This is a genomic window from Micromonospora sp. NPDC003197, from assembly GCF_053590565.1.
In genome coordinates this window covers 136977-160761 of record NZ_JBSFTE010000006.1, presented here as the reverse complement: position 1 = coordinate 160761, position 23785 = coordinate 136977, and the positions used below count along the sequence as shown (strand labels likewise).

At 70.3% G+C, this 23785-nt stretch carries 15 protein-coding genes; 4 read left to right on the top strand and 11 right to left on the bottom strand.

All coding sequences use genetic code 11. The features are described 5' to 3' along the window. Positions 1 to 16: 16 nt before the first annotated feature. The 5 genes from ACWDV4_RS09085 to gltB all read right to left on the bottom strand — a co-directional run bounded on the left by ACWDV4_RS09085 (position 17) and on the right by gltB (position 12758). Positions 17 to 4981: a hypothetical protein gene (locus tag ACWDV4_RS09085; RefSeq protein WP_449976079.1), complete on the bottom strand. Its 4965-nt coding sequence runs from the start codon at positions 4979 to 4981 to the stop codon at positions 17 to 19. Further along, complete coding sequence (locus ACWDV4_RS09080; protein WP_449976077.1) at positions 4978 to 5838, bottom strand: DUF4132 domain-containing protein; 861 nt, start codon at positions 5836 to 5838, stop codon at positions 4978 to 4980. The genes ACWDV4_RS09085 and ACWDV4_RS09080 overlap by 4 nt, the downstream gene beginning before the upstream one ends. 170 nt (positions 5839 to 6008) lie before the next feature. Then, positions 6009 to 6086: a M28 family peptidase gene (locus ACWDV4_RS09075; RefSeq protein WP_449976279.1), complete on the bottom strand. Its 78-nt coding sequence runs from the start codon at positions 6084 to 6086 to the stop codon at positions 6009 to 6011. 401 nt (positions 6087 to 6487) lie between these two features. Then, positions 6488 to 8023 carry a glutamate synthase subunit beta gene (locus tag ACWDV4_RS09070; RefSeq protein ID WP_449976075.1) on the bottom strand — a complete coding sequence of 512 codons (1536 nt, stop codon included), beginning with the start codon at positions 8021 to 8023 and terminating at the stop codon, positions 6488 to 6490. Then, positions 8016 to 12758, bottom strand: coding sequence for a glutamate synthase large subunit (gltB, locus tag ACWDV4_RS09065; RefSeq protein WP_449976073.1), 4743 nt, complete (start codon positions 12756 to 12758; stop codon positions 8016 to 8018). The genes ACWDV4_RS09070 and gltB overlap by 8 nt, the downstream gene beginning before the upstream one ends. 144 nt (positions 12759 to 12902) lie before the next feature. Here gltB and ACWDV4_RS09060 point away from each other — a divergent pair, with 144 nt between their 5' ends. Both ACWDV4_RS09060 and ACWDV4_RS09055 read left to right on the top strand, forming a co-directional pair. Then, complete coding sequence (locus ACWDV4_RS09060) at positions 12903 to 13751, top strand: GNAT family N-acetyltransferase (protein ID WP_449976071.1); 849 nt, start codon at positions 12903 to 12905, stop codon at positions 13749 to 13751. Positions 13752 to 13883: 132 nt separating this feature from the next. Continuing rightward, positions 13884 to 14909, top strand: a complete 1026-nt coding sequence (locus ACWDV4_RS09055) for a hypothetical protein (protein WP_449976069.1) — start codon at positions 13884 to 13886, stop codon at positions 14907 to 14909. 136 nt (positions 14910 to 15045) lie between these two features. On the opposite strand, the gene ACWDV4_RS09050 is transcribed toward ACWDV4_RS09055, so the two are convergent. Next, the gene (locus tag ACWDV4_RS09050; protein WP_449976068.1) at positions 15046 to 15696 is read right to left on the bottom strand and encodes a GOLPH3/VPS74 family protein; all 651 of its coding nucleotides are present in this window, start codon (positions 15694 to 15696) and stop codon (positions 15046 to 15048) included. A gap of 235 nt (positions 15697 to 15931) precedes the next feature. Here ACWDV4_RS09050 and ACWDV4_RS09045 point away from each other — a divergent pair, with 235 nt between their 5' ends. Beyond that, positions 15932 to 17437 (top strand): APC family permease, encoded by a 1506-nt coding sequence (locus tag ACWDV4_RS09045; protein ID WP_449976067.1) that lies wholly within the window; start codon positions 15932 to 15934, stop codon positions 17435 to 17437. 43 nt (positions 17438 to 17480) lie between these two features. Next, positions 17481 to 18086 carry a GNAT family N-acetyltransferase gene (locus ACWDV4_RS09040; protein ID WP_449976066.1) on the top strand — a complete coding sequence of 202 codons (606 nt, stop codon included), beginning with the start codon at positions 17481 to 17483 and terminating at the stop codon, positions 18084 to 18086. Between the two features lie 21 nt (positions 18087 to 18107). On the opposite strand, the gene ACWDV4_RS09035 is transcribed toward ACWDV4_RS09040, so the two are convergent. From ACWDV4_RS09035 to trpC, 5 genes are all read right to left on the bottom strand, one after another. Continuing rightward, entirely contained in the window at positions 18108 to 19307 is a 1200-nt protein-coding gene (locus tag ACWDV4_RS09035; RefSeq protein WP_449976064.1) for an FAD-dependent oxidoreductase, read from the bottom strand. A 17-nt stretch (positions 19308 to 19324) separates the two neighbouring features. After that, a complete protein-coding gene (gene lgt / locus ACWDV4_RS09030) occupies positions 19325 to 20482 on the bottom strand; it encodes a prolipoprotein diacylglyceryl transferase (RefSeq protein ID WP_449976063.1) in 1158 nt (385 codons plus the stop codon). Between the two features lie 78 nt (positions 20483 to 20560). Then, positions 20561 to 21361 carry a tryptophan synthase subunit alpha gene (gene trpA, locus ACWDV4_RS09025; RefSeq protein WP_449976062.1) on the bottom strand — a complete coding sequence of 267 codons (801 nt, stop codon included), beginning with the start codon at positions 21359 to 21361 and terminating at the stop codon, positions 20561 to 20563. Then, a complete protein-coding gene (trpB, locus tag ACWDV4_RS09020) occupies positions 21358 to 22599 on the bottom strand; it encodes a tryptophan synthase subunit beta (protein ID WP_449976061.1) in 1242 nt (413 codons plus the stop codon). Before trpB ends, trpA begins: the two co-directional genes overlap by 4 nt. A gap of 43 nt (positions 22600 to 22642) precedes the next feature. Then, entirely contained in the window at positions 22643 to 23446 is an 804-nt protein-coding gene (trpC, locus tag ACWDV4_RS09015; RefSeq protein ID WP_449976278.1) for an indole-3-glycerol phosphate synthase TrpC, read from the bottom strand. Positions 23447 to 23785: the final 339 nt, after the last annotated feature.

Sequence of the window (23785 nt, the reverse complement as noted above, 5' to 3'; positions counted from 1 at the left end):
CCGACCGCCTACGGCGCTAGCGGCGCTTACCGCTGTGCCGGAGCTGCTCGAAGTGGGGAACGTCGCCGTCCCGAAGCCGCTGCCAGGCTCGCCGGTAGAAGTCCGGGACCGGCTCGACCGGTACGGTCACCCCGAGCGGCGCCTCGCCGTCGCCGGATACGCCGAACAGCACGGCCTTCCACTGCTCGATCGGCACGTGTGGGCTGCTGCGTGCCAGCCACGCCCCGGGTAGGAACAGTGTCCGTCCGGCCCGGGAGCGGGTGGCCTCCACCACCAGGTCGGTGCCGGCCAGTTCGGCGCGAGCCGCCTTGAGCCGGGCCGGCTTCCAGCCGGTCCACCGGGCCACGTTGCGGTCCGTCGGGTCCGGCATGGCCAGCAGCATCAGGTACACCGCAGCGGCGTCGCTGCTCAGGCCGTGCTCGGCGGTGACCTCGGCGACCAGCTCGGGCACCGACCGGGTCGGGTCCTGTGGCCACCAGGTGCCGTCCGGGTCCCGCGTCCCGGCAACCGGCTCACCCGGATCGGCGAGCAGCGCGGCGAACTTCGGGTCACGAGCGGTCCACAGGGCCGCCTCGATCTCGAAGGGCTGCTGCGAGTCTCCGCGCAGTGCCGGCAGGTACGGGTCGCTGCCGTCCTCGTCCAGTAGGACCACTCGTAGGGCAGGCGACGGCTGGTCGTCGCCGGTGGCCATGATGACCGCGCCGTACCGCTCCCAGCCGGCACCGGTCTCCGACGGTGCGCCAGCCACCTTGCGGAACGAGCTGAGCCTGACATACCGGTTAAGGTCGAGCAGCAGCGCCGGGTTGGCCAGCCGGTCCCGCACCGCGGCGAGCGCAGCCGGCAGCGCGGCCCGGAACGGATGCCCTGCGGGCAACTCATGGGCTGCCCACGCGATCAGCGGGATGGTCGACGTCAACACCTGGCCGGTGAAGCCCTTGGCGTGGTGATCGGCGGGCTGGGCCCGGTCATGTTGGATCACCCAGCTCAAATCGTTGCTCAGTTCCGGTGCGGCGGTCGGGTCGAGCAACGCGGGCAGTGCCTGATCGGGCCCCCAATTAGTACGGAGCGATTTGGTCGCACCCACGAGGAGTTCCTCGGGCACGGAAACGCGCCGGCCCTCCGACCTGTTCCACATCTCGGCGGCGGCCATCACGTCTGGGCCGTCCGTCCACAGCCTGCTGGGTTCGGCCGGCAGCAGAGCCGAGGCGACGGCCCGGCGGATCCCGACATTCACCGCACCCAGCGTGTCGAAAGCAATCCTGATCTCGGCTGCCTTGACCGCTAGGGTCTTGCGCACTTCGGCTGGGAGCGGACGCTCGCTGTCGACCTGGAACATGCCGGCCAGCACCAGTTTGGCGGTGGTCAGGGTGACCCCGGTCAGTTCGGCGAACTTTTCGGCCGCCTCGGGTCGCCAGGGTGCCGGGCCGCGTTCAGCCCACTCGGTGAGAAATGTGGCGAGCCACCCCGCCGGCCGGGTCTCCCCCACCGGTTGGGAGGAAGGCACCGTGTATGGGGCCGGGACGTCGAACACCCCCGTCGGGTCGTGGAACAGCGTGGTGAAGTGGTAGCCCGAATCCACTTTCCTCTGTTCGAGGACCATGAGGAACGCCCCGTCGGCCAGCGATAGGATGCCTCTCGATCGGCCCTTTCGATGGTCTTCGGCCGACTTCAGGTGGCTCTCCTCCAGGTGCAAAACGAGCCTGCGCCAGCGGGCCGGTTCGGTGGCGGTGGTCAGGCCGAGCCCGTCCAGTTCGGCGAGCAGCGCCCGCAACGTCTGCTGGTGCTCCGCCGGCGTGGTCGCCAGCGCCGCCCGGTACGCCACCGCCCCAGACCGGTCGAGGAAATCCGGCCACCTCACGACGGTGTCTGGGATGTCCGGTCCGTCGAGGTGCAGGCGCACCTCCAAAGCCGCCGGTGCGCCCTCGCTGGCCGTGGTGGCGTCAGTGGTCGTGGTGCCCTCCTGGGCTCGACTGATCGCTCGCAGTTGCCTGAAGGTGTTAGCGGGTTCTCGGTTCCAGCTCCACTGGCTGAGCTTGGTCAGACCGTCCAGCGCCTCGCCGAGTTGCTCGTCGGTGGGACCGGTCAACGCTTCCTCGTCCGGGTTCGGCGGAGCGCCGGTCAGCGCCGCGGCAAGCCCTTTCGCCAGCTTGTCGAGATCGGGTTGCAGCCGGGCGGCGAACCGCAGCACCCCGACCACTCCGGCCACCAGCCCGTCGTGGCTGATCTGCGGCAGCACCGAACGGACCAGCTCGGTCAGCGGGTCAGGCTGGTCGTCGACAGCGGCCGGCTGCGCCGTACCGGATGCCGGGTTCGTGGTCTGCGCTGCCTCCTTGGCCTTGGCCGCCGCCTGCTCTGCGGCGTACGCCTCGATCGCGGCCTTGAACAGCGACGCCACGGAGTCCCGGTCAATCCGCCGCAACGCGGTGGAGCCAGCCGGGTCGCGGGCTACCAGGTTGCCGGCGAACTCCTGCCACGGCAGCGGGGCGGCCTCCGGCGGGTGGTTCCGGCTCTTCGGTGACCCGGCGACGGACGAGACCACCCCGTCCGGGTCGACCAGCGTGTGGTTACTCAGGAGGGCACGGGGGCGGTCATCCCCGGGCAGCGCGACGGCACCTATCGGGATACCGCTGGGAACGGTGACCGTGCGCCCGGCCAGGTCCTCGCCCCGCGTCGACCCGTCGGGCAGCCGCACCACCCGCCAGCCGAGCAGGCCGTCCACCGGGACGGCGGCCGAGGTGGCCCGATCCGACAGGGCCGGTCGCAGCCAGCTCTCGCTTTCCGACAGGGTGCTGCCGACCGGGGCGGTACGCAGCGCGTCGGCCAGGAACCCGGGCAGGCTGCGCCGGCCGACCGCCCCGGTGGCCGGGTCGTATTCGTGCCACCCGCGCTCGTCTCTGGTGTCGCTGCGATACACCCAATACGACGTTCCGTCGGTGATCACCTCCCGCTCGTCGGGCACCGCGGTGTCGCCGGCGTGCAGTACGCCACGGCCGGTGGTCCGCCCCCCGCCCGGCAACGCCAACGTGATCGAGCCAGTACGGGGCTGGTTGCGGTTGCGATTGCCGAGCAGGGGTTGCGGCGCTTCGGCGGACGAGTGCCAGTAGCCGCGCAGGTGACCGCCGAGCTCGCGGGAGTCCCAGTAGACGAGCAGGTCACCGTCCACGTAGTGGCATCCCGGTTCGCCCCACACGTCATTGTGCGGAATCCGCAGGTCGTGACGAAGTACGATGCCTTCCGCGCCGATCACGCAGACCCGGGTCGCCCCCATGAGGATCATGTAGGGCCAGGCGTCCATCCGGATCTGGCGCTCCTGGCCCACCTCGGCCAGCGCCTCCTCCCACGCCGGCCAGCACAGCTCATCGAGAACTCCGCCGCGCAGGCTCCGCGTGACCTGCTCGGCAAGATCGGTGGTGGCCGCGTTGGCGATCTCGTCCGCCGCCAGTGTCAGTGCCTCCCCCGGTAGCCACAGCAACTGCTGTACCGCCTCGGGCAGGTGCGGCAGGCCGACGGCGAAGGAGGTACGGACCTTCGCCCGCAGCCAGTCACCGAACAGCACACGTCCACCCGGCGTCGCGACCAGCTGCCGTACGGTCCCTGAATCACCTGTGCCGAACCGGTCGGCAGCCTGCCGGAAAGCGGCGTGGAAGCGGGTGTCACCCGCCAACGCCACCAGGTCCCGCTGGCCCTCGCCCCGGGACCAGCCCGTCAGGTTCAACTGAGTTCTGTCTCCCGGAACCCGGACGGGGATGTCGAGGCTCAACAGCAAGTCCAGGAGATCGAGGTCCGCACCGGGATCGATCGTCTCGCCGGTCGTGCCGAGTTCGCCGCGTAGTTGGTCGGCGGAACGCTCCACGAGCTCCAGCAACGCCGGCTGGCGCGTCGGAGCGTACCCGACCGCCTTGAGGAACCGCCGCAGCCAGCCAACCGAGCCGTCCTCCGGCCGCTCGGCGACCGGCAGCCCGCCGTCGTAGAGGCCCGCGATGGCGCCGGTCTCGGTCAGGACATCCAGCCACTGTGGCAACTCGTTCCGGTCGTCGTGCATGAGGTTCAGCAGCACGCCGCGTACGGCCCGATCGTCTTCGGCCAGTACGACCAGGGCCGGCAGGTTGGCCTGCCACCAGCTGATCGGAACCTCTGCCAACACCGGCAGCCCAAGAAGTTCTCTCAGGTACGCCCGCTCCCGCGCCTCGGCCGCCGCGAGACCGTCCTTGCCGCCCGCCTTCCCGGCCGCCCGGACCAGGCGGCGGATCGCAGTCGACACCTGCGTGGACGGCACGAGCCCAGCCCCCGCGCTACGGATCGCCAACACACAGAACCTGTCCAGTGCTGCCTCGGCCGGTAGGCGGGCGGCCAGGTCCTTGGCGTACCCGGCGAGTGCACTCACAGACACCGCTTTGGCCAGCGCGAACTCCAGGTATACCGCGTCCAACCGGTCCGGATCGATCTCCAGTCCGTGCTCGGTCTCTGCCTTACGGGCCCGGTTGAACATCTGTGCCGCGTACGCGTCCTGGTCGGCGGCGAGGAACACCCGCCCGGCCTGCTCGTAGAAGGTCGGCAGGAAATGCGGTACCGACCGGTCCAGCCGGCCGGCGAGCGCGTGGTAGGCGTCCAGCGCGGCCTTCGGTTTGGACCATGCCTGCTTGGCGATCCGCTGCAACTCCGGCATGACCGCCAGCGCATGATGGCCGTCGTCCGGGTGGTGCACCAGCACCCACTCCGGGAAACCCAGCGCCTGGCGCAGGCCCAGACCGACCGTGGCCGGTTCGTCTACCCGGTTCAGGCCGAGGAAGCCCATCGCGGTGTCCTCACCGACCCCCAGGTCAGCGTCGACCAAACGGACCACGACCCGCTCGCCGAGCACCGGATGCTGGTACGTCCGGGCGGTGAACGGTACGGCCTGCTCGCCCGCGCCGTCGGTGTCGGGCGGCACTATCGCACCGGCCGCCAGCATGTTCTCGACCTCGGTGGTCACGCCGCTCACGCGTCCTTTCCCGTTCCGACCGGGCTGCCGCCCAGCGCAGTCGCCATCCGCATCCCCTCCGACCAGGCCACCGGACCAACGTCCACAAGCCGCATTGGCTGCTGAGCGTTCATTGGGTTCCAGCGCAGGTGGCCCAGGGTCGCCTCGCTACTCCAGTAGTCGTCGTCGAACCACATCGTCGCCTCGACAAGGCAACCCGCCTCCCAGATCCGACAGGTGACCCGGTCACGGGTCGACTGGTAGCCAAGGGATGCCGCCCGTGCTGTCACGCCTCTGGCGACCCTGGTGTTGTTGAAGTCGGAGACAGTCGTCGCTTTTTCCTTGATTTCGGCGGGTTTCGCCAGGACTCGCCGGTGAAGCTGCTCGACCCGCTGGGTAATCCCCAGTTCGGTAGCGAACTCGCGCAGGTCGTCCAGATCGGTGAGAAGCACCGGATGCGGCAGGGTCACGGTCTCCGGCGAGATCCGGATGGTCTCGCCATCGAGGTTGACCAGACGCAACTCACCGGAACCGGTGACCTCGCGCAGAAAGCCCGGCTCCTCCGGGTCGGCACCGACCACGACGAGGTCCCGCAGGATGTCCTGCCACGACGGGTCCGGCCACACCTTGGCCAGCAGCCCGGTCTGCACCGGGAGGGACGACACCAACCACGCGTTGACCTGCGCGAGGCATGTGGCGTCGTGTCGGTCCAGCCACTCCGCGAGCCGGCGCAACCGCTCCACTTCGGAATGTTCCCGCAACGCCTTCGGAAGCGTCTTCAGCGGTCGGCCGGTGGCGCGACTGCCGGTCGAGCGCGCCACCACCTTGCCGTCCACCAGGGAGATCTCATGCGAGTCCCCCGCCGGTAACCAACCCATCACGCGCCTTTCGTCGATTGTGGAGCGTCGAAACTCCGCGACAAATCCCCACATCCGGAAGCTCGCAGCACGCTAACAGCCGGTACCGACACGAGCGCCTTTCCCCTGGCGGTAGGCGTCCTGACCGCCCCTATCGGTGGGTCACGGCCACGGCGGTGGCCGCGACAAGGTCAGCGATCGATCCCGGATGCGTTGTCGTCCGCTCCCGGGCTGCCCCAGACGGTGTCCAGGTGCGCCCCGAGCAGCACGGTCGGGAAGGCTCTGGCGGCCCGGCCCGTCTCCGCAGCGGCCGCTCCGGGTGGCTGCGCCGGGCGGGCGAGCAGATTGACCCCGGTGGCCGGGTGATTCGGCAGGCTGAACTCCCGGCGATCGACCCGCCAACAGGTCTGCGTAGTCGTCCTTCGTCAACGCTGCCGCGTACCGTCGCCAGCCGGTCCGCGATCCCGGAGGGGAGGGAACGCGGTCTCGGTTGCGCCGTCCAGACCATCCGTGACTCCACAGGGGACTATGCCGATGCTGCGGAGATCATCGCATCGCTGCGCAACCCGTTCTCTCGCCCCGAGGCCGTCGCTGATTACCCACACCGGAGTCGGCCAACCACTGCCGCCGTCGGCCGACTCCCCCGCGCACCTGCCCCGTGGCCGTGGTGTCAGCGTGCTGCGAGTGGGCGGGCCGACGGGCTGACCGGGGCTGGCAGCTCTGCCACGCCGCCGAGGTAGGCGTGGATCGCCGCGGCGGCGGCCCGCCCCTCGGCAATGGCCCAGACGATCAGCGAGGCACCCCGATGCATGTCCCCGGCGACGAAGACCCCATCGGTGCTGGTCTGCCAGTCCGATCGGGCGTCGATGGCACCCCGCCCGTTGCGGGCCAGCCCCAACTGGTCGAGCAGCGGCTGCTCCTCGGTGCCCTCGAAGCCGATCGCCAGCAGCACCAGGTCGGCCGGCAGCTCCCGCTCCGTACCGGGCAGCACCGTCACGATCCGCTGGCCGTCCCGCCGTTCCACGGCGACCTCGGCGATCCGGACCGCCCGTACCGCACCGGTGCCGTCGTCGACGAACTCCTGCACCGCCACCGCGAAGACCCGTTCGCCGCCCTCCTCGTGGGCCGGGTAGTCACGCAGGATCCACGGCCAGGTCGGCCACGGGTCACGCTCCCCATCCCGGGTACGCGGCGGCTGCGGGTACTGGTCGAGCTGGTGTACGCCGGCCGCGCCCTGCCGGTGGGCCACGCCCAGGCAGTCCGCCCCGGTGTCGCCGCCGCCGATGATCACCACATGCTTACCGGCGGCGTCGATCGGAGTCGAGTCCTCGCCCGAGCGCGAGGAGTGAGCTTGCGAGCCCCGCAGTCGCGAGGAATCGGCAGGCTCAGCCTGGCCACTGACCACCCGGTTGGCGGCGACCAGATGTTCCATCGCCTGGTGGATGCCGCGTAGGGCCCGCCCCGGGGTTTCCGGGGTGTCCCGACCGGCCAGCGCCCCGCAGGCCAGCAGCACTGCGTCGTACTCGGCGCGCAACTGCTCGGCGGTGACGTCCACGCCGACGTCGACCCCAGCCTCGAAGCGCACCCCCTCGGCGGCCAGCTGGGCTATCCGCCGGTCGATGTGCTGCTTCTCCAGCTTGAAGTCGGGGATGCCGTACCGCAGCAGACCGCCGATCGCGTCGTCGCGCTCGTACACGGTCACCGCATGGCCGGCCCGGACCAGCTGCTGGGCGGCGGCCAACCCGGCCGGACCGGAGCCGACCACGGCGACCCGGTTGCCGGTCGGCGCCGCGACCGGGGCCGGGATGACCAGGTCCCGGTCGAAGGCCTGGTTGATGATCTCGACCTCGACCTGCTTGATGGCGACCGGGTCGTCACCGATGCCCAGTACGCAGGCGGCCTCGCACGGGGCCGGGCAGAGCCGCCCGGTGAACTCCGGGAAGTTGTTGGTGGCGTGCAGCGCCTCGATCGCCGCTGCCCAGCCCCCGGTACGGACCAAATCGTTCCAGTCCGGGATGCGGTTGCCCAGCGGGCAGCCGTCGTGGCAGAACGGGATACCGCAGTCCATACACCGAGTGGCCTGCTGCCGGGTCAGCACCTCGTCGGCCGGCGGATAGACCTCCCGCCAGTCGGCGATGCGTACCGGCACCGGCCGGCGGGCCGGAAGCTGCCGTCCGTGGCGCAGGAAACCGTTCGGGTCAGGCACGAGCCACCTCCTGGGACGCCCGCGGGGCGGGGGCGACCGGTGCGGCCGGGCCGGTCGCCGGGGCGGCCAGCGCGGTCATCACCGCGTCGTCGACGTCGTGGCCGGCGGCTTCGGCGGCCCGCATGATCTCCATTACCCGCTTGTAGTCCCGGGGGACCACGGCGGTGAACTCCTCGACCGCCTCCGGCCAGTGCTTGAGCAGCTCCTCGGCGAGGGCGGAATCGGTCTCGGCGAAGTGCCGCTGCACCAGGTTGTGCAGGGTCACCCGCTCGTCGTCGGTCAGCGGCGCGAGGTCGACCAGCTCGGTGTTGACCCGCTGCCGATCCAGCCGCCGGACGTACGCCGTACCGCCGGACATGCCGGCGGCGAAGTTGCGCCCGGTCGGGCCGAGCACCACCACCGTGCCACCGGTCATGTACTCGCAGCCGTGGTCACCGACGCCCTCGACCACGGTCACCGCGCCGGAGTTGCGGACTGCGAACCGCTCCCCCACCCGGCCGCGCAGGAACACCTCACCGGCGGTGGCGCCGTACAGCAGGGTGTTGCCGGCGATGATCTGGTCCTCGGCGCGTACCCCCGGGGCGGCGTCGGCGCTGACGAACGGTGCGGCGGTGTCCGGCCGGACCACGATCCGACCCCCGGAGAGGCCCTTGCCGAGGTAGTCGTTGGCGTCGCCGTACAGCCGCAGGGTCACCCCGGTCGGCAGGAACGCGCCGAGTGACTGGCCGGCGGTGCCGTGCAGGGCGAACTCGATGGTGTCCGTGGGCAGACCGGTCCCGCCGTACCGCCGGGTCACCTCACCGCCGAGCATCGCACCGATGCTTCGGTGTTCGTTGCGTACCGGCACCTCGGCCCGGACCGGCGTGCCGTCGCGCAGCGCCGGCTCGGCCAGCGCCAGCAGCTCGTTGTCCAGAGCCTGCGCCAGGCCGTGGTCCTGGGCTCGGATGCCGCGCCGGGCGGCGTCCGCCGGCAGTTGCGGCAACTGGAGTACGGGCCGCAGGTCCACTCCGCCGGCCTTCCAGTGCGCCACCGCTGGGGCGAAGTCGAGCAGCTCGGTCTGGCCGATCGCCTCTTCGAGGGTGCGGAAGCCCAGTTCGGCCAGGTAGCCGCGAACCTCCTCGGCGAGGAAGAGGAAGAAGTTCTCCACGAACTCCGGCTTGCCGTTGAACCGCTCGCGCAGCGTCGGGTTCTGGGTGGCGATGCCGACCGGGCAGGTGTCCAGGTGGCAGACCCGCATCATGACGCAACCGGAGACGATCAGCGGGGCGGTGGCGAAGCCGTACTCCTCGGCCCCGAGCAGCGCCGCGATCAGCACGTCCCGGCCGGTCTTGAGCTGACCGTCGACCTGGACGGTGACCCGGTCCCGCAGCCGGTTGAGCAGCAGGGTCTGCTGCGCCTCGGCCAGCCCCAGCTCCCACGGCGTACCGGCGTGCTTGAGCGAGTTGAGCGGGGACGCTCCGGTGCCACCGTCGTGCCCGGAGATCAGGATGACGTCGGCCTTGAGTTTGGCCACCCCGGCGGCGACGGTGCCGACACCGATCTCGCTGACCAGTTTGACGTGTACCCGGGCGGCCGGGTTGACGCATTTGAGGTCGTGGACGAGCTGGGCCAGGTCCTCGATGGAGTAGATGTCATGGTGCGGCGGTGGGGAGATGAGTCCGACGCCCGGGGTGGCGTGCCGGGTACGGGCGATCCACGGCCAGACCTTGTTGCCGGGTAGTTGTCCGCCCTCGCCCGGCTTGGCACCCTGCGCCATCTTGATCTGGAGGTCGTCGGCGTTGACCAGGTATTCGCTGGTCACCCCGAACCGACCGCTGGCGATCTGCTTGATGGCCGAGCGGCGCTGCGGGTCGTGCAGCCGGTCGACGTCCTCGCCACCCTCCCCGGTGTTGGACTTGCCGCCGAGGCGGTTCATCGCCACCGCCAGGGTTTCGTGCGCCTCGGCGGAGATCGAGCCGTACGACATGGCCCCGGTGGAGAAGCGCTTGACGATCTCGCTGGCCGGCTCGACCTCGTCCAGTGGCACGGGTGGGCGTACCCCGGTGCGCAGGGTGAAGAGTCCACGCAGCGAGCCGGCCTGGGCGGCCAACTCGTCGACCTTGGCGGTGTACTGCCGGAAGACGTCGTACTGCCGGCTGCGGGTGGCGTGTTGCAGCAGGAAGACCGTCTCCGGGTTGAACAGGTGCAGTTCGCCGTCGCGTCGCCACTGGTACTCGCCACCGACGGTGAGCCGCCGCTGCGGCTCGGCGTCGCCGGTCGCCGGCCCGGTCCGCGCCGGGTCGCCGGCCCGACCTGCGGCGGTTGGCGGCCAGGCCAGCGAGTGCCGGGCGGCGACCTCGGCGTGGATCCCGGCCAGGCCGATGCCGCCGATCTTGCCGGGGGTGCCGGCGAAGTAGCGCTGTAGTAGTCGGTGGTCCAGGCCGACCGCCTCGAAGACCTGGGCACCGCAGTACGACGACACGGTCGAGATGCCCATCTTCGACATGATCTTCAGGACGCCCTTGCCGAGCGCCTTGACGTAGTTGCGGATGGCGGCGCGCGGTTCCACCTCGGTCAACGCGCCGGTGGCGATCAGGTCCTCCACCGACTCGAAGGCCAGGTACGGGTTGACCGCCGCTGCGCCGTAGCCGATCAGGACGGCGGCGTGGTGCACCTCCCGACAGTCGCCAGACTCCACGATCAGCGCCACCCGGGTACGGGTCTGCTCCCGTACCAGGTGCTGGTGCACGGCGGCGGTGAGCAGCAGGGACGGGATGGGGGCGAGGTCGGCGGTGGAGTCCCGGTCGGAGAGGACCAGGATGCGGACCCCGTCCTCGATCGCCTCGGAGACGTGCCGGCAGATCTCGGTCAGCCGGCCCTTGAGCCCGGCCGCGCCGTCCCGGATGCGGTAGAGCCCAGAGACCCGTACCGCCTTGAAGCCGGGCAGGTCACCGTCCTCGTCGATAGAGAGGATCTTGGCCAGCTCGTCGTTGTCGATCACCGGGTACGGCAGCACGATCTGCCGGCAGCTCGCCGGCCCCGGGTCGAGCAGGTTGCCCTCCGGGCCGATGGTCGACTGGAGGCTGGTGACCAGTTCCTCCCGGATCGCGTCCAGCGGCGGGTTGGTCACCTGGGCGAAGAGCTGGTGGAAGTAGTCATAGAGCAGCCGGGGCCGGGTGGAGAGTGGCGCGATCGGGGTGTCGGTGCCCATCGAGCCCAACGGCTCCGCCCCGGTACGCGCCATCGGGCCGAGCAGGATCTTCAGCTCCTCCTCGGTGTAGCCAAAGGTCTGCTGGCGGCGGCGTACCGAGTCGTGGGTGTAGACGGTGTGCTCCCGGGCTGGCAGGTCGGCCAGTTCGATCAGCCCGGCGTGCAGCCAGTCGGTGTACGGTGCGACGCCGGCCAGCTCGGCCTTGATCTCGTCGTCGTGCACGATCCGGCCGGCCACCGTGTCGACCAGGAACATCCGCCCCGGTTGCAGCCGCCCCTTGGCCACCACCGTGGCCGGGTCGAGGTCCAGTACGCCCGCCTCGCTGCCCAGCACCACCAGCCCGTCGGTGGTCTGCCACCAGCGGCCGGGGCGCAGCCCGTTGCGGTCCAGCACCGCCCCAACCTGGGAGCCGTCGGTGAAGGCGACCGACGCCGGCCCGTCCCACGGTTCCATCAGGCTGGCATGGAAGCGGTAGAAGGCCCGCTTCGCCGGATCCATCTCCGGGTCGTTCTCCCAGGCTTCCGGGATCATCATCAGCACCGCGTGCGGCAGGCTGCGGCCGGCCAGGTGCAGCAGCTCCAAAACCTCGTCGAAGTTCGCCGAGTCAGAGCCGCCCGGGGTGCAGATCGGGAAGAGCCGTTTGATGCTGCCGGGCAGGTCCGGGCTGGCCAGCAGCGCCTCGCGGGCCTGCATCCAGTTCTTGTTCCCCCGGATGGTGTTGATCTCGCCGTTGTGTGCGATGAACCGGAACGGGTGCGCCAGCGGCCAGGACGGGAAGGTGTTGGTGGAGAACCGGGAGTGCACCAGGGCGATGGCGCTGGCGATCCGCTCGTCGGTCAGGTCCGGAAAGAAGGCCGGCAACTGGTCCGGGGTCAGCATTCCCTTGTAGACCATCGTGCGGGCCGACAGCGACGGGAAGTACGTCGGGATGCCCCGCTCGGCGGTCTCCCGCTCGGTCTGCTTGCGTACCGCGAAGGCGACCCGGTCCAGGTCGATCCCGGTCAACGCCTCGCCGGCCCGACCGGCCGGGCTGTCGGTGAGCCGGTGCGCGGCGAGGAAGACCTGCCGGATGGCCGGACGGGCGTCGAGCGCGGTCACACCAAGGTCGTCCGGGCACACCGGCACGTCCCGCCAGCCGAGGACCTCAACTCCCTCGACCAGCGCATACTTCTCCAGTACGGTGCGGGCGCGCGCCTCGGCGGCGGGCTCGGCCGGGACAAAGACCAGGCCGGTGGCGTACTGCCCGGCGGGAGGGAGGGGGAAGTCGACGACCGCCCGCAGGAAGGCGTCCGGCACCTGGATCATGATCCCTGCGCCGTCGCCGGTGTTCTCCTCGGCTCCCCGAGCACCTCGATGATCGAGCCGGCGCAGCGCGGACAGTCCCTTGGCCACGACGTCGTGCGAGCGGCGACCGTGCAGGTCTGCGACGAAGGCCACTCCGCAGGCGTCGCGCTCCTGGGCCGGGTCGTACAGGCCAGCGGCTGGCGGAACCGGCTGGTAACGGTCTGGCGTGAGGTGCGGTCGCTGAGGGTACGGAAGGGCCACCGGGCCTCCTGTCGTCACGAGTCTTCAATCCTGGTCGGGACGACGTCGGCCCTTCGGTGTTGCTGAGTCTACGTTAGGGCACACCAGTCATCACCAGTACAGATTGATCACACGTCCAGCATTTGGGAAGGATGGTCCCGCACAGTGGCCGTACGGAACGATGAGCTGTTTGCCCGACTGGAGGCGTTCTACGATGCCCTGCCCCGTGATGGAGGACATCCGGAGGAGTTCGGCGGACTGACCCTCTTCGTCCGGGATGGCGATGGTTGGCCGTTCTATGCCCGTCCCAGCCAGGACGCTTCCGACCCACCGTCGGCCGCCGACATCCTCGCCGTCCGGCAGCGGCAGCGCGACCTGGGCGTACCCGAGGCGTTCGAGTGGGTGCACGAGCAGTGCCCGGACCTGCTGGCCGTCGCCCGCTCGGCAGGCCTTTCCGTACTCGAGGCGCCCCTGATGGTGCTGGATCCCGCCGCTCTGCCGGCACCAAGTGAACTTTCCGACATCCCGGTGCGAATCGTGGATACCACCTCGGGCAGCTTCGGCGCGGACATCGCCGCCCGGCGGGCCGTCGCCGCCGTCGGCTTCGCCGCACCCGGCACCGCAACCGGTGACGCCGGCCCGGCCGAACGCGACGCCGCCCGCGCCGAGACGACGCCCGAAGCCCTGGCCGAGGAGTTGACCCGGGCGGAGGCCGGCCGACGGGTGAGCGCCCTGGCCGAGTCGGCTACCGATGGCGTACTGGCGAGCGGATTGGCGATGCGGGTGGGCGACGTGGCCGAGATCGCCGGGGTGGCCACCTTGCCGGCCGCCCGACGACGGGGCCTCGGTGCGGCGGTCACCGGCGCACTGGCCCGGCGGATGCGCGACGACGGCGTCGACCTGGTGTTCCTCTCCGCCGGCAGCGAGGAGATCGCCCGGGTCTACCTGCGCACCGGTTTCCGGCGAGTGGGTACCGCCTGTATCGCCGAGCCCGCCGCCGTACCCGCGCCCTGAGCAGCGACAACGAAGCGACGCCTCACGGACAGCGATTCCTGATAGGACGGCCGGGTTTGTCCAAGTGAGCATGTCCCGATGTCGTGCCAGCCATAGAATGCGGCAAACCTGACTGGCCCTGCGGAGGCTTGGATGGCTGTCGTATGCGGTTCCTGCGGGCAACGACAGGACAAGAGCGGCAACCTCTACTGCCGGAACCCGTTCTGTGGTGCCCTCCTGTCCGATGCGCAGACCCCCACCACTGACCCAGCACCCACCGACCCGGCGCCCACTGACCCAGCACCCACCGACCCGGCGCCCACTGACCCAGCACCCACCGACCCGGCCGCCAACGACTCGGGAACCAACGACCTGGCCGCCACCGTGTCCTCTGCTACCGCCGGCTCGGGTAGCGCCGGTCCGGGTAGTGCCAGCCCCACCGAGGAGACCGACGGCGGAGCCAGGGGACGGCACCGCAAACCAGATGGCCAGCCGTTGGCCGATGCCACCGGGACCGGAAGTTCGGGCGGGTACCAGCCGGCGGAGAGGACGACCGGGCGGGCTCGCCGCTGGCTGATCCCCGCCGCCGCACTGTTCGCCGCCCTTCTCACCGTCGGGGTGGTATGGATCGCCCGGCCCGATCCAGGGCGGGTGGAGGCAGAGCCGCCGACCGATGTCGTGCCGGTGGACACCACCCCGGAGTCGCCGTCGTTTACCACCGAGCCGACCGACATCGTCACCCCGGATGTGACGGCCACACCCACCGGCCCCAGTTCGCCACCCCGGTCGACACCCTCGCAGCCCCAGGACCCGGCCCCCGGCCCGGCGCGGTCCTCGGCCCCGCCCCGCACGCCGACTCCGACGAAGGCGACGCTCTCGGCCAGTGCGCGTACGGAGTGTGTCTGGGCGGCCGGTAGGGGCTGGGCGTTACACCTGTCGGGTACGGTCCGCAACGGCACGGCCAATTCCGCCACCGGTTGGCACGGCAGCACGGGAGGGGTCGGCGCGAACAGCTACCGCCTCACGATCAGCGGCGGCACGACAATATCGGGCACAATTCCGCCCAATGATCCAGACACCAGCGAGCTCTTCGGCCCGGCCGTAGCCTGGTCGATGACCGTGACGCTGGGCAACGGACAGACCTTGACCCAGTCGGGAACGGCCAGTAATCCATGCTAGGCAATGGCATTCGCCTGGATTACTTCATGGAAAGTGTATTTTATAAAGCCGACCGAAAACTCGGGACGGCTCTCCGAGTCCGCCGATTTACTCGTCGGGGAAACAGCAGCTGAACGTCGTACGGGCAACGCGCGAGTCAGCGCCGTACGGTCAACGTCGCTGCGGCGACGACTCGGTCGACAGCGTCGAGCAGATCGACGAGAACCTGCGGCAGTAGCCGCCTGGCGACCCCGAGCCGGTCGGTGACCGACCGGTCGAAGAGATGCAACACCCGCGCCATTCCTCCCGCATGCACCAACGCCGCCAACGAGGCGGTCTTGACGTCGAGCTGGTCGTGCTGACTGAGCACCGCCCCCAACCGGACCCTGGGCCGGGCCGCCACATCCGGCTCGACCCCTGGCCAACGCACAGACACCCGCATCGTCAGCCCTCGGCTCTCCCGCCGCGTCACCAGGCCCGCGTTCACCAGGCGACGGCCCACCAGCTCACGGATTCTGGGGCTGAGGTGTGCCAACCAGGCTTGGGTGGTGTGCCCGTCCCCGCGCCGCACCATTTCCGTCAGCACCTCGTCGGTGACCTCCTCCCGCCACAGTCGATGGTCGATGACATGGATCCTGCCGTCGACGAACTTGATCCGACCATCAAGCGCCAACTCGACCAGGGCCGCGCCGGCCAGTGCGGTATCGAGATTGTGCGGACCGGCCAGCGACTTACCCGTGTGATTGTCGTGTGCGATGAGAAAGAGCTGATCAGCCAGACGCTGGTCGCCAATGAGCCAGTAGTCCACCGTATCCGTCCCTGACGAGGCATCGGGACGCGTTGATTGGCGCCCACATCGATGCCGGACCGTACGCCATGAACACGTTGCGTTCAACCCCGATTACCCGACATCCACATCTCAGATTGGCAACATTGCAAAACATTTTATAAATTGATAGAGATTTATTTGCCGCATTAGCGGGATCCTCCTACTGTTCGAGACGCCTCGATCGAGACAACCCCCAATCATCCGAGGAACGTCTATGTCTGCGGAAATTCCCTCATTCGAGAACGGCCTACGACGGGGCCGACTGGGCACAGGTCATCTGGTCTTCTTCACCGTGGCAGCCTCGGCGCCCCTCACCGTTCTGGGCGGTGGGGTCACCACGATGTACGCGGTCAGCGGAAACATCGGCGGCGCGGTGTCGTACGTGCTGCTGGCCGCCGTACTCGGCCTCTTCGCGGTCGGCTACGCCGCGATGAGCCGGCACGTCTCCAACGCCGGCGCCTTCTACTCCTACGTCGCCAACGGCCTGGGCCGGGCCGGTGGCGTCGCCGGCTCCTTCATCGCCCTGGCCGCCTACAACACCATTCAGATCGGCCTGTACGGGCTCTTCGGCGCGATCGTCGCCGACTTCGTCGACACGAAGTTCGACATCGGCCTGGCCTGGTGGTTCTGGGCGCTGCTCGCCTGGGTGGTGGTCGGCATCCTCGGCCTGCTCCGGGTGGACCTCAACGCCACCGTGCTGGCGGTGCTGCTGCTCCTCGAATGCGCTGCGGTAGCCGTCTTCGACGTGGCTGCCCTGGGCAACCCGGCCGGTGGCATGGTCACCTTCGACGGTCTCAACCCGGGCAACCTCTTCACCGCCGGACTCGGGGCGGTACTGGCGCTGGGGATCGCCTCCTTCACCGGCTTCGAGTCCGGCGCCATCTACAGCGAGGAAGTCAAGGACCCGAGGCGTACGGTCGCTCGCGCCACCTACATCGCCGTCGCCTTCACCGGCCTGTTCTACGCGCTCTCCGCATGGGCGCTGACCGTGGTCACCGGCCCGGAGAACGTGGTGGCCACCTCGACGGAGGCCGGAGCCGGCGTGGTCTTCGGCACCCTGGCCCAGTACGTCGGCGTGCTGGTGGCCGACATCGCCAACCTCCTGTTCATCACCTCGGTCCTCGCCGCCCTGCTCTCCTTCCACAACAGCGTCGCCCGCTATCTGTTCGCCCTGGGCCGGGAACGGGTCCTGCCCCGGTTCCTCAGCCACATCGGCGTCCGCACCGGCGCCCCGATCGCCGGCTCGGCGGCACAGAGCCTGCTCGCCGTGGTCGTCGTCCTCGGCTTCGCCGCCACCGGACGCGACCCCGTCATCGACCTCTTCACCTGGTTCAGCGGGCTCTCCGCCGTCGGCGTGGTGCTGCTGATGACGCTCACCTCCGCCGCGGTCGTCGGCTATTTCCGCCGGAACCCGCACACCGGTGAGAGCGTGTGGCAACGTGTCGTCGCCCCCGCCTCGGCCACCCTCGCGCTACTGGCCATCCTCGGTGTGTTGGTCGTCAACTTCGACGCCCTGCTCGCCCCCACCAGTCCCGCCTACCTGGCCTGGCTACTGCCAAGCGTGATCGGCTGCGCCGCCGCTGCCGGACTGTTCTGGGGAATGCTGCTCCGGACGGCCCGCCCGCAGGTCTACGCCGGTATCGGCCGGTCTCCCGAAGACTGGGCACCGTCCGACCGCCAGCAAGAGCCCGAACTCGTCAGTGCGCGGTTCGACCGGTGACCGCGCGGCCATCTCGTACCACCCTGCCTGCCTGGAGGCACCAATGAGCACCGAACGACACCACGTCCGGCCCGCCACCGGGGCCGAACTCGACGAACTGACCACCGTGCTGGCCACCGCCTTCCTCGCCGATCCGGTCAGCGGATGGATCTTTCCGGATGCCGACGAACGGGCGCTGCGGCACCCGGCCTTCTTCCGTCCCGCCATCGAACACGCCATGGCCGAAGGGCTGGTCCACACCACCACCGACCTCGCCGGGGTAGCGCTCTGGCTCAATGTCGACGTCACCGTTCCGGCCGCTTCCGACGACCAGCTGGCCAAACAGTTCGAGGCGCTTATCGGCGCTGCGCCGGCCGGACGCTTCCGGATCCTGGACGAGCTGATGGCCACGCACCACCCGCACCACGCGGACCACCAGTACCTGCCGTTCATCGCGGTCCGGCCGGACCGACAGGGCCACGGCATCGGAGCGGCGCTGCTGCGATACCGATTCGACCAGCTCGACGAGGCCGGCCAGCCGGCGTACCTGGAGGCCAGCACCGCGCGGAACGCGGCGCTCTACGAGCGGCTCGGCTTCACCCGACTGCCGGTCACCCTCGACCTGCCCGCCGGGCCGACCCTGTACCCGATGTGGCGCGACCCGAGGTGACCATCCGCAGTGGTGACGGCGTCAGCGGGGCGGTTCCCACTGGACGGCGGCCGACGCGGCGCTGCCGAGCAGCCTCGGCGTGATCCGGCCCAGGGCGGCGTCCCGGGCCCGTAGTGCCAACCGGCCCCGGGCCTGCAACACGGCAGACATCCGACGGGTCTGCCGTACCACGGTCGCCGTCCTGGGCAGCCGCACCGCACTGTAGGACTCCACCGCCGCACCCAACGGCTTGCCCGGCACGGCCTCTCGGGTCACCGCCTGCAACGTCGCGGCGTCCTCAAAGGCCAGACAGGCACCCTGGCCCAGGTGGTGCGGCATCGCGTGGGCCGCGTCACCGAGCAGGACGAAGCCGCCCGGACCGACCGGGAAGCCGTACCGGCGAGGCAACGGCCGCAGCTCGCGGACCTCCTGTTGCACGAGATCGTCCGGCTCGGTCGCGGCCAGCAGCTCGCCGATCGGGGCCGGCCAGTCGGCGTACCACCGGCGGAGCAGGGCCAGTTGGGTTTCCGGTGACTCCGGCCGGGACGCGCCGGCTGCGGTCGCCACCCAGTAGATGCCGCCCCGGGTGGAGCCGCCGGACGATCCCCGCTCCCCCAGCGACGCCGCCACGAACCGGTAGCCGGCGCCGAGCGTATCGCTGCCCACCGGCCGGTCCGGCGGCAGTTGCGGCGCGCGGTACCAGGGGATGACAGCACGCCAGGCCGCACATCCGGAGCTGACCACCGTGGCCTCCGGGGCGAGCCGGCGGCGTACCACGCTGTCGACCCCGTCCGCCGCCACCACCAGGTCGGCCTCGAAGGTGGACCGCTCGTCGCCTACCGCCGGTCGCTCACCCGCCGTCGTACGCACCGTCCGCACCGCCACCCCGGTACGGATCTCGACCCGATCGCCGAGGCCGGCGATGAGCGCATCGTGCAGGTCCTCCCGGTGTACGACCACCGGGGCGCGCTCGGTCGCCGTGGCTCTCGGCTGCACCAGCCAATGGCCGTCGGGCCGGCGCATCCCGGTGTCGGGCAGCGGGGTGGCGATGGCGTCCAGCCCACCGCCCAGCCCCAGTGCCCGCAATGCCCGTACTCCGTTGGGCCACAGCACCAGGGCGGTACGGTCCGCGCGAATCCGGTCGCCACGTTCGAGGAGGGTGACCTGCCAACCGGACCGGGCCAGGGCGCCTGCGGCGGCCAAACCGCCGATACCGGCCCCCACCACCACCGCCGTACGCATCGGTGCGGCTCCTTCGCTCAGCGGTCCCGGTCAGCCGGCCGCGGCGCGGCATCGCCGTCGTTGTCGGTCTCCCGGTCCTTGTCGGTGTCGGGTTCCTTGTCGGTGTCCCGGTCGGCGGTGCTGGTCTCGGCGGGTTTATGGCTACCCGCCGGATCCGGTGCGGTCTCTGGCGGGCTCTCGCCGGTCTCCTGATAGATCCGGTACTGCTCCTCGGTCACCACCCGGTAGCCGAGGGGCACCACCGCAGCGGTCTCGACCTTGCGAGAGACGTCCACCTGGCCGACGTCACTGGTCCGGGCGGGTGCCTCGGCGGTGGCCGGGGCCAACGGAATCAGGTACTCACGCGGACCACGAACCCAAAGGAAGTAGACCAACGCGCCAAGAAAGACCAGCACTGCGGTCCACACGTTGAGCCGGAGGCCAAGGATCTCGTTAGCCGGGTCGGTACGCATCATCTCGATCCAGAACCGGCCGGCCGTGTAGCCCATCACGTAGAGCGCGAACGCCCGGCCCCGGCCGAGCTTCCACCTCCGGTCGACCAGCAGGACCAGCACCGCCACCCCGATGTTCCACAGCGCCTCATAGGCGAAGGTCGGGTGGTAGAGCCCGGGTTCGAGGATCGGCTTGCCGGCCGGGTCGAGCACCGCCTTGTTGTTCGACATCTCGTGCACCTCAAGGCCCCAGGGCAGGGTGGTCGGTCCGCCGTACAGCTCGTTGTTGAACCAGTTACCCACCCGGCCGACCGCCTGGGCCAGCGGCAGCCCGGGGGCCAGCGCGTCCGCGACCACGGTCAGCGGAATGCCGAGCTGCCGGGCGGCGAGCCAGGCACCGACCGCGCCACCGGCGACCGCGCCCCAGATGCCGAGCCCGCCCTCCCAGATGTAGAGGGCCTTGATCGGATTACCGCCCTCGCCGAAGTAGGCCTGCGGAGAGGTGATCACGTGGTAGATCCGGGCCCCGATGATGCCGGCCGGTACCGCGAATACGGCGATGTCCAGCACCGCCCAGGGGGCCACGCCCCGGCGACGCAGCCGGACCTCGGTGACCACGGCGGCGACCACGATGCCGAGCACGATGCACAGGGCGTATGCCCGGATCGGAACCGGGCCGAGCTGCCAGACCGCAGTGCTGGGACTGGGCAGGGCCGCCTGGGGGGACAGTGAGGCGAGGTTCACGCTTGCATACGCTACCGTCGCACCCCGTGCCAGCGGCACCCCGGGCCGGTCAGCAACATGGGCTACGGCTTCCGGAGTTCACCGTTGGGCGGCGCGTACGCCCTCGGCCAGCTCGGCGCTGAGCCCCCGCAACGCGGTCAGTCCGGTCGTCTGGTCGGGTGCGTCGAGCAGGCACCGGACCAGTGCGCTGCCGACGATCACGCCGTCGGCGTAGCTGCCGACGGCTGCCGCCTGGGCGCCGGTCCCCACGCCGAGCCCCACCCCGACCGACAGGTCGGTGACCGCCCGGACCCGTTCCACCAGGGCGGGTGCGGCGGCGGAGATCTGTGCCCGGGCACCGGTGACCCCCATCAGGGCGGTGGCGTAGACAAAGCCCCGGCAGTGCTTGACGGTCATGGCGATCCGGGCGTCGGTGGACGACGGCGACACCAGGAACGTGCGGTCCAGGCCGTACGCGTCGGAGGCGGCCAGCCACTCGTCAGCCTCGTCCGGAATCAGGTCGGGGGTGATCAGACCGGTGCCCCCGGCGGCGGCGAGGTCCCGGGCGAAGGCGTCCGGGCCGTACTTCTCGATCGGGTTCCAGTAGGTCATCGTGACCACCGGAACCCCGGTGGCGGCGACCGCCTCGATGACGCGCAGCCCGTCCCGGGTGCGTACGCCGCCCGCGAGCGCGATGTCGCTGGCCCGCTGGATCACCGGACCGTCCATCACCGGGTCGGAGTAGGGCAGCTCCACCTCGATGACATCGACGCCGGCCTCGGCCATCGCGACCATCGCCGCGATGCTGCCGTCGACGGTCGGGAACCCGGCGGGCATGCAGCCGACCAGCAGGGCCCGGCCCTCGGCCCGGGCCTTGTCGAACGCGACCGAGATGCTCATGCCTGCTCCCCGTCGAGGATGCCGAAGTAGGTGCCGGCGGTGTGCACGTCCTTGTCGCCCCGGCCGGAGAGGTTGACCACGATGGTCGGTTGGTGCCCGAGTTCCTCGGTCAGCGTCGGAATGATCGCAAGGGTGCCGGCCAGGGCGTGCGCGCTCTCGATCGCCGGGATGATTCCCTCGGTACGGCAGAGCAGCTGGAAGGCGGCCATCGCGTCGGCGTCGGTGACCGGCAGGTAGCGGGCCCGGCCTGTGTCGTTGAGCCAGGCGTGCTCCGGCCCGACGGCCGGGTAGTCCAGCCCGGCCGAGATCGAGTGCGACTCGATGGTCTGCCCGTCCTCGTCCTGCAGGACGTAGGTGCGGGCACCGTGCAGCACCCCGGAGGAACCGCCGGTGATGCTGGCCGCGTGCCGGCCGGTGGCGACGCCGTCCCCGCCGGCCTCGAAGCCGTAGAGCCGGACCCTCTCGTCGCCGATGAAGGCGTGGAAGATACCGATCGCGTTGGAGCCGCCTCCGACGCAGGCGGTGACCGCGTCGGGCAGCGCCCCGGTGAGGTCCAGGCACTGCTGGCGGGCCTCGACTCCGATGCCGCGAACGAAGTCGCGCACCATCGCCGGGAACGGGTGCGGCCCGGAGGCGGTGCCGAGCAGGTAGTGCGTCTCGTCGACGTTGGCCACCCAGTCGCGTAGCGCCTCGTTGACCGCGTCCTTGAGGGTGCGGGAGCCGGTGGTCACCGGGATCACGGTGGCCCCCAGCATGCGCATCCGCGCCACGTTGAGCGCCTGCCGCTCGATGTCCACCTCCCCCATGTAGACCACGCATTCCAGGTCCAGCAGGGCGGCGGCGGTGGCGCTGGCCACGCCGTGCTGGCCGGCCCCGGTCTCGGCGATGACCCGGTTCTTGCCCATCCGCTTGGTCAGCAGCGTCTGGCCGAGCACGTTGCGGATCTTGTGCGCCCCGGTGTGGTTGAGGTCCTCCCGCTTGAGCAGGATCCGGGCCCCGACCTGTGCGGAGAGCCGCTCGGCCCGGTAGAGCCGGGACGGGGTGCCGGCATAGTCGCGCAGCAGCGCGCCGAACTCGGCCTGGAACGCCTCGTCGGCCATGGCGTGCCGATAGGCGGTGTCGAGCTGTTCGAGCGCGGCGACGAGCGCCTCGGGCACGAACCGGCCACCGTAGCGGCCGAAGTGACCGTCGGGGTCAGGCAGTAGGCCGGCCGCCGAGGCCAGCGCGGTCGTGCTCATCGGATCGTCGTCCTCTCGCTGACCGGCACGGCGCCGATCCGCCTCAGCGGACCGGACGGGGAGTGGCCGGGTGGTTGCCCGCGTTGACCAGTTCGGCCACCGCTTCGCGTGGGCTCTTCTTGGTAACCAGTCCCTCGCCGACCAACACCGCGTCGGCACCGGCCGAGGCGTACCGGATCAGGTCGTGCGGCCCGCGCACCCCGGACTCGGCGATCTTCACGACGTTGTTGGGCAGGCCGGGGGCGATCCGCTCGAAGACGGACCGGTCCACTTCGAGGGTACGCAGGTTGCGGGCGTTGACCCCGATCACCTGCGCACCGGCCTCCAACGCGCGGTCGGCCTCCTCCTCGTCGTGCACCTCGACCAGGGCGGTCATGCCCAGCGACTCGATCCGTTCGAGGAGGCCGACCAGGACGTTCTGCTCCAGGGCAGCGACGATGAGTAGCACCAGGTCGGCACCGTGGGCCCGGGCCTCGTGCACCTGGTAGCTGGAGACGACGAAGTCCTTACGCAGCACCGGAATGTCGACGGCGGCGCGGACGGCAGCGAGGTCGTCCAGCGACCCGCCGAACCACCGACCCTCGGTGAGCACGCTGATGCAGCGGGCCCCGCCCGAGGCGTACTCGCCGGCCAACTCGGCCGGGTCGGCGATCTCGGCCAGCTGTCCCTTCGACGGCGACGAGCGCTTGACCTCCGCGATCACCGCCACACCTGGCCGGCGCAGCGCCGCGTACGCGTCTCGGGGCGGCGGCGCGGCGGCGGCCAGCTCCCGGATCTGCTCAAGCGGAATCTGCTCCTGTCGGCGTGCGACATCCTCCCGCACCCCGGCCAGGATTTCGTCGAGCACGTTCGTGGACGATGCCGGACCGGCCCCGTCCTCCCTCGTGTGCCCATGCTCAGCAGTCACCAGCGGACTCCCCTCTCCGGGTGTCATGGGCCGATGCTAGGGGGCGGCAGAGAGTAGTCGCAGCCGGGGGTATGGCGTGCCTCACGAGATGGACTGGTGCATAATGACCGACCTCTCGTAAGCAAGGAATTACTCCACGTCACTACAGATCATCGGCTCACATCAGTATCCCCAGTGTGACGCAGGTCAAGGAAGCACCAGCAGCACCGAGATGTTCCTCGATACGGGACTCCTGGTGCGCCACACGACATGTCGACAACCGGGTAACCCCCAGGAAAC

Coding starts and splice junctions, on each gene's coding strand:
- ACWDV4_RS09080 (WP_449976077.1), bottom strand. CDS start 5,838: ATGGGTTGGTTACCGGCGGGGGACTCGCATGAGATCTCCCTGGTGGAC.
- ACWDV4_RS09055 (WP_449976069.1), top strand. CDS start 13,884: ATGGCTGTCGTATGCGGTTCCTGCGGGCAACGACAGGACAAGAGCGGC.
- ACWDV4_RS09045 (WP_449976067.1), top strand. CDS start 15,932: ATGTCTGCGGAAATTCCCTCATTCGAGAACGGCCTACGACGGGGCCGA.
- ACWDV4_RS09040 (WP_449976066.1), top strand. CDS start 17,481: ATGAGCACCGAACGACACCACGTCCGGCCCGCCACCGGGGCCGAACTC.
- ACWDV4_RS09035 (WP_449976064.1), bottom strand. CDS start 19,307: ATGCGTACGGCGGTGGTGGTGGGGGCCGGTATCGGCGGTTTGGCCGCC.
- trpA (WP_449976062.1), bottom strand. CDS start 21,361: ATGAGCATCTCGGTCGCGTTCGACAAGGCCCGGGCCGAGGGCCGGGCC.
- trpB (WP_449976061.1), bottom strand. CDS start 22,599: ATGAGCACGACCGCGCTGGCCTCGGCGGCCGGCCTACTGCCTGACCCC.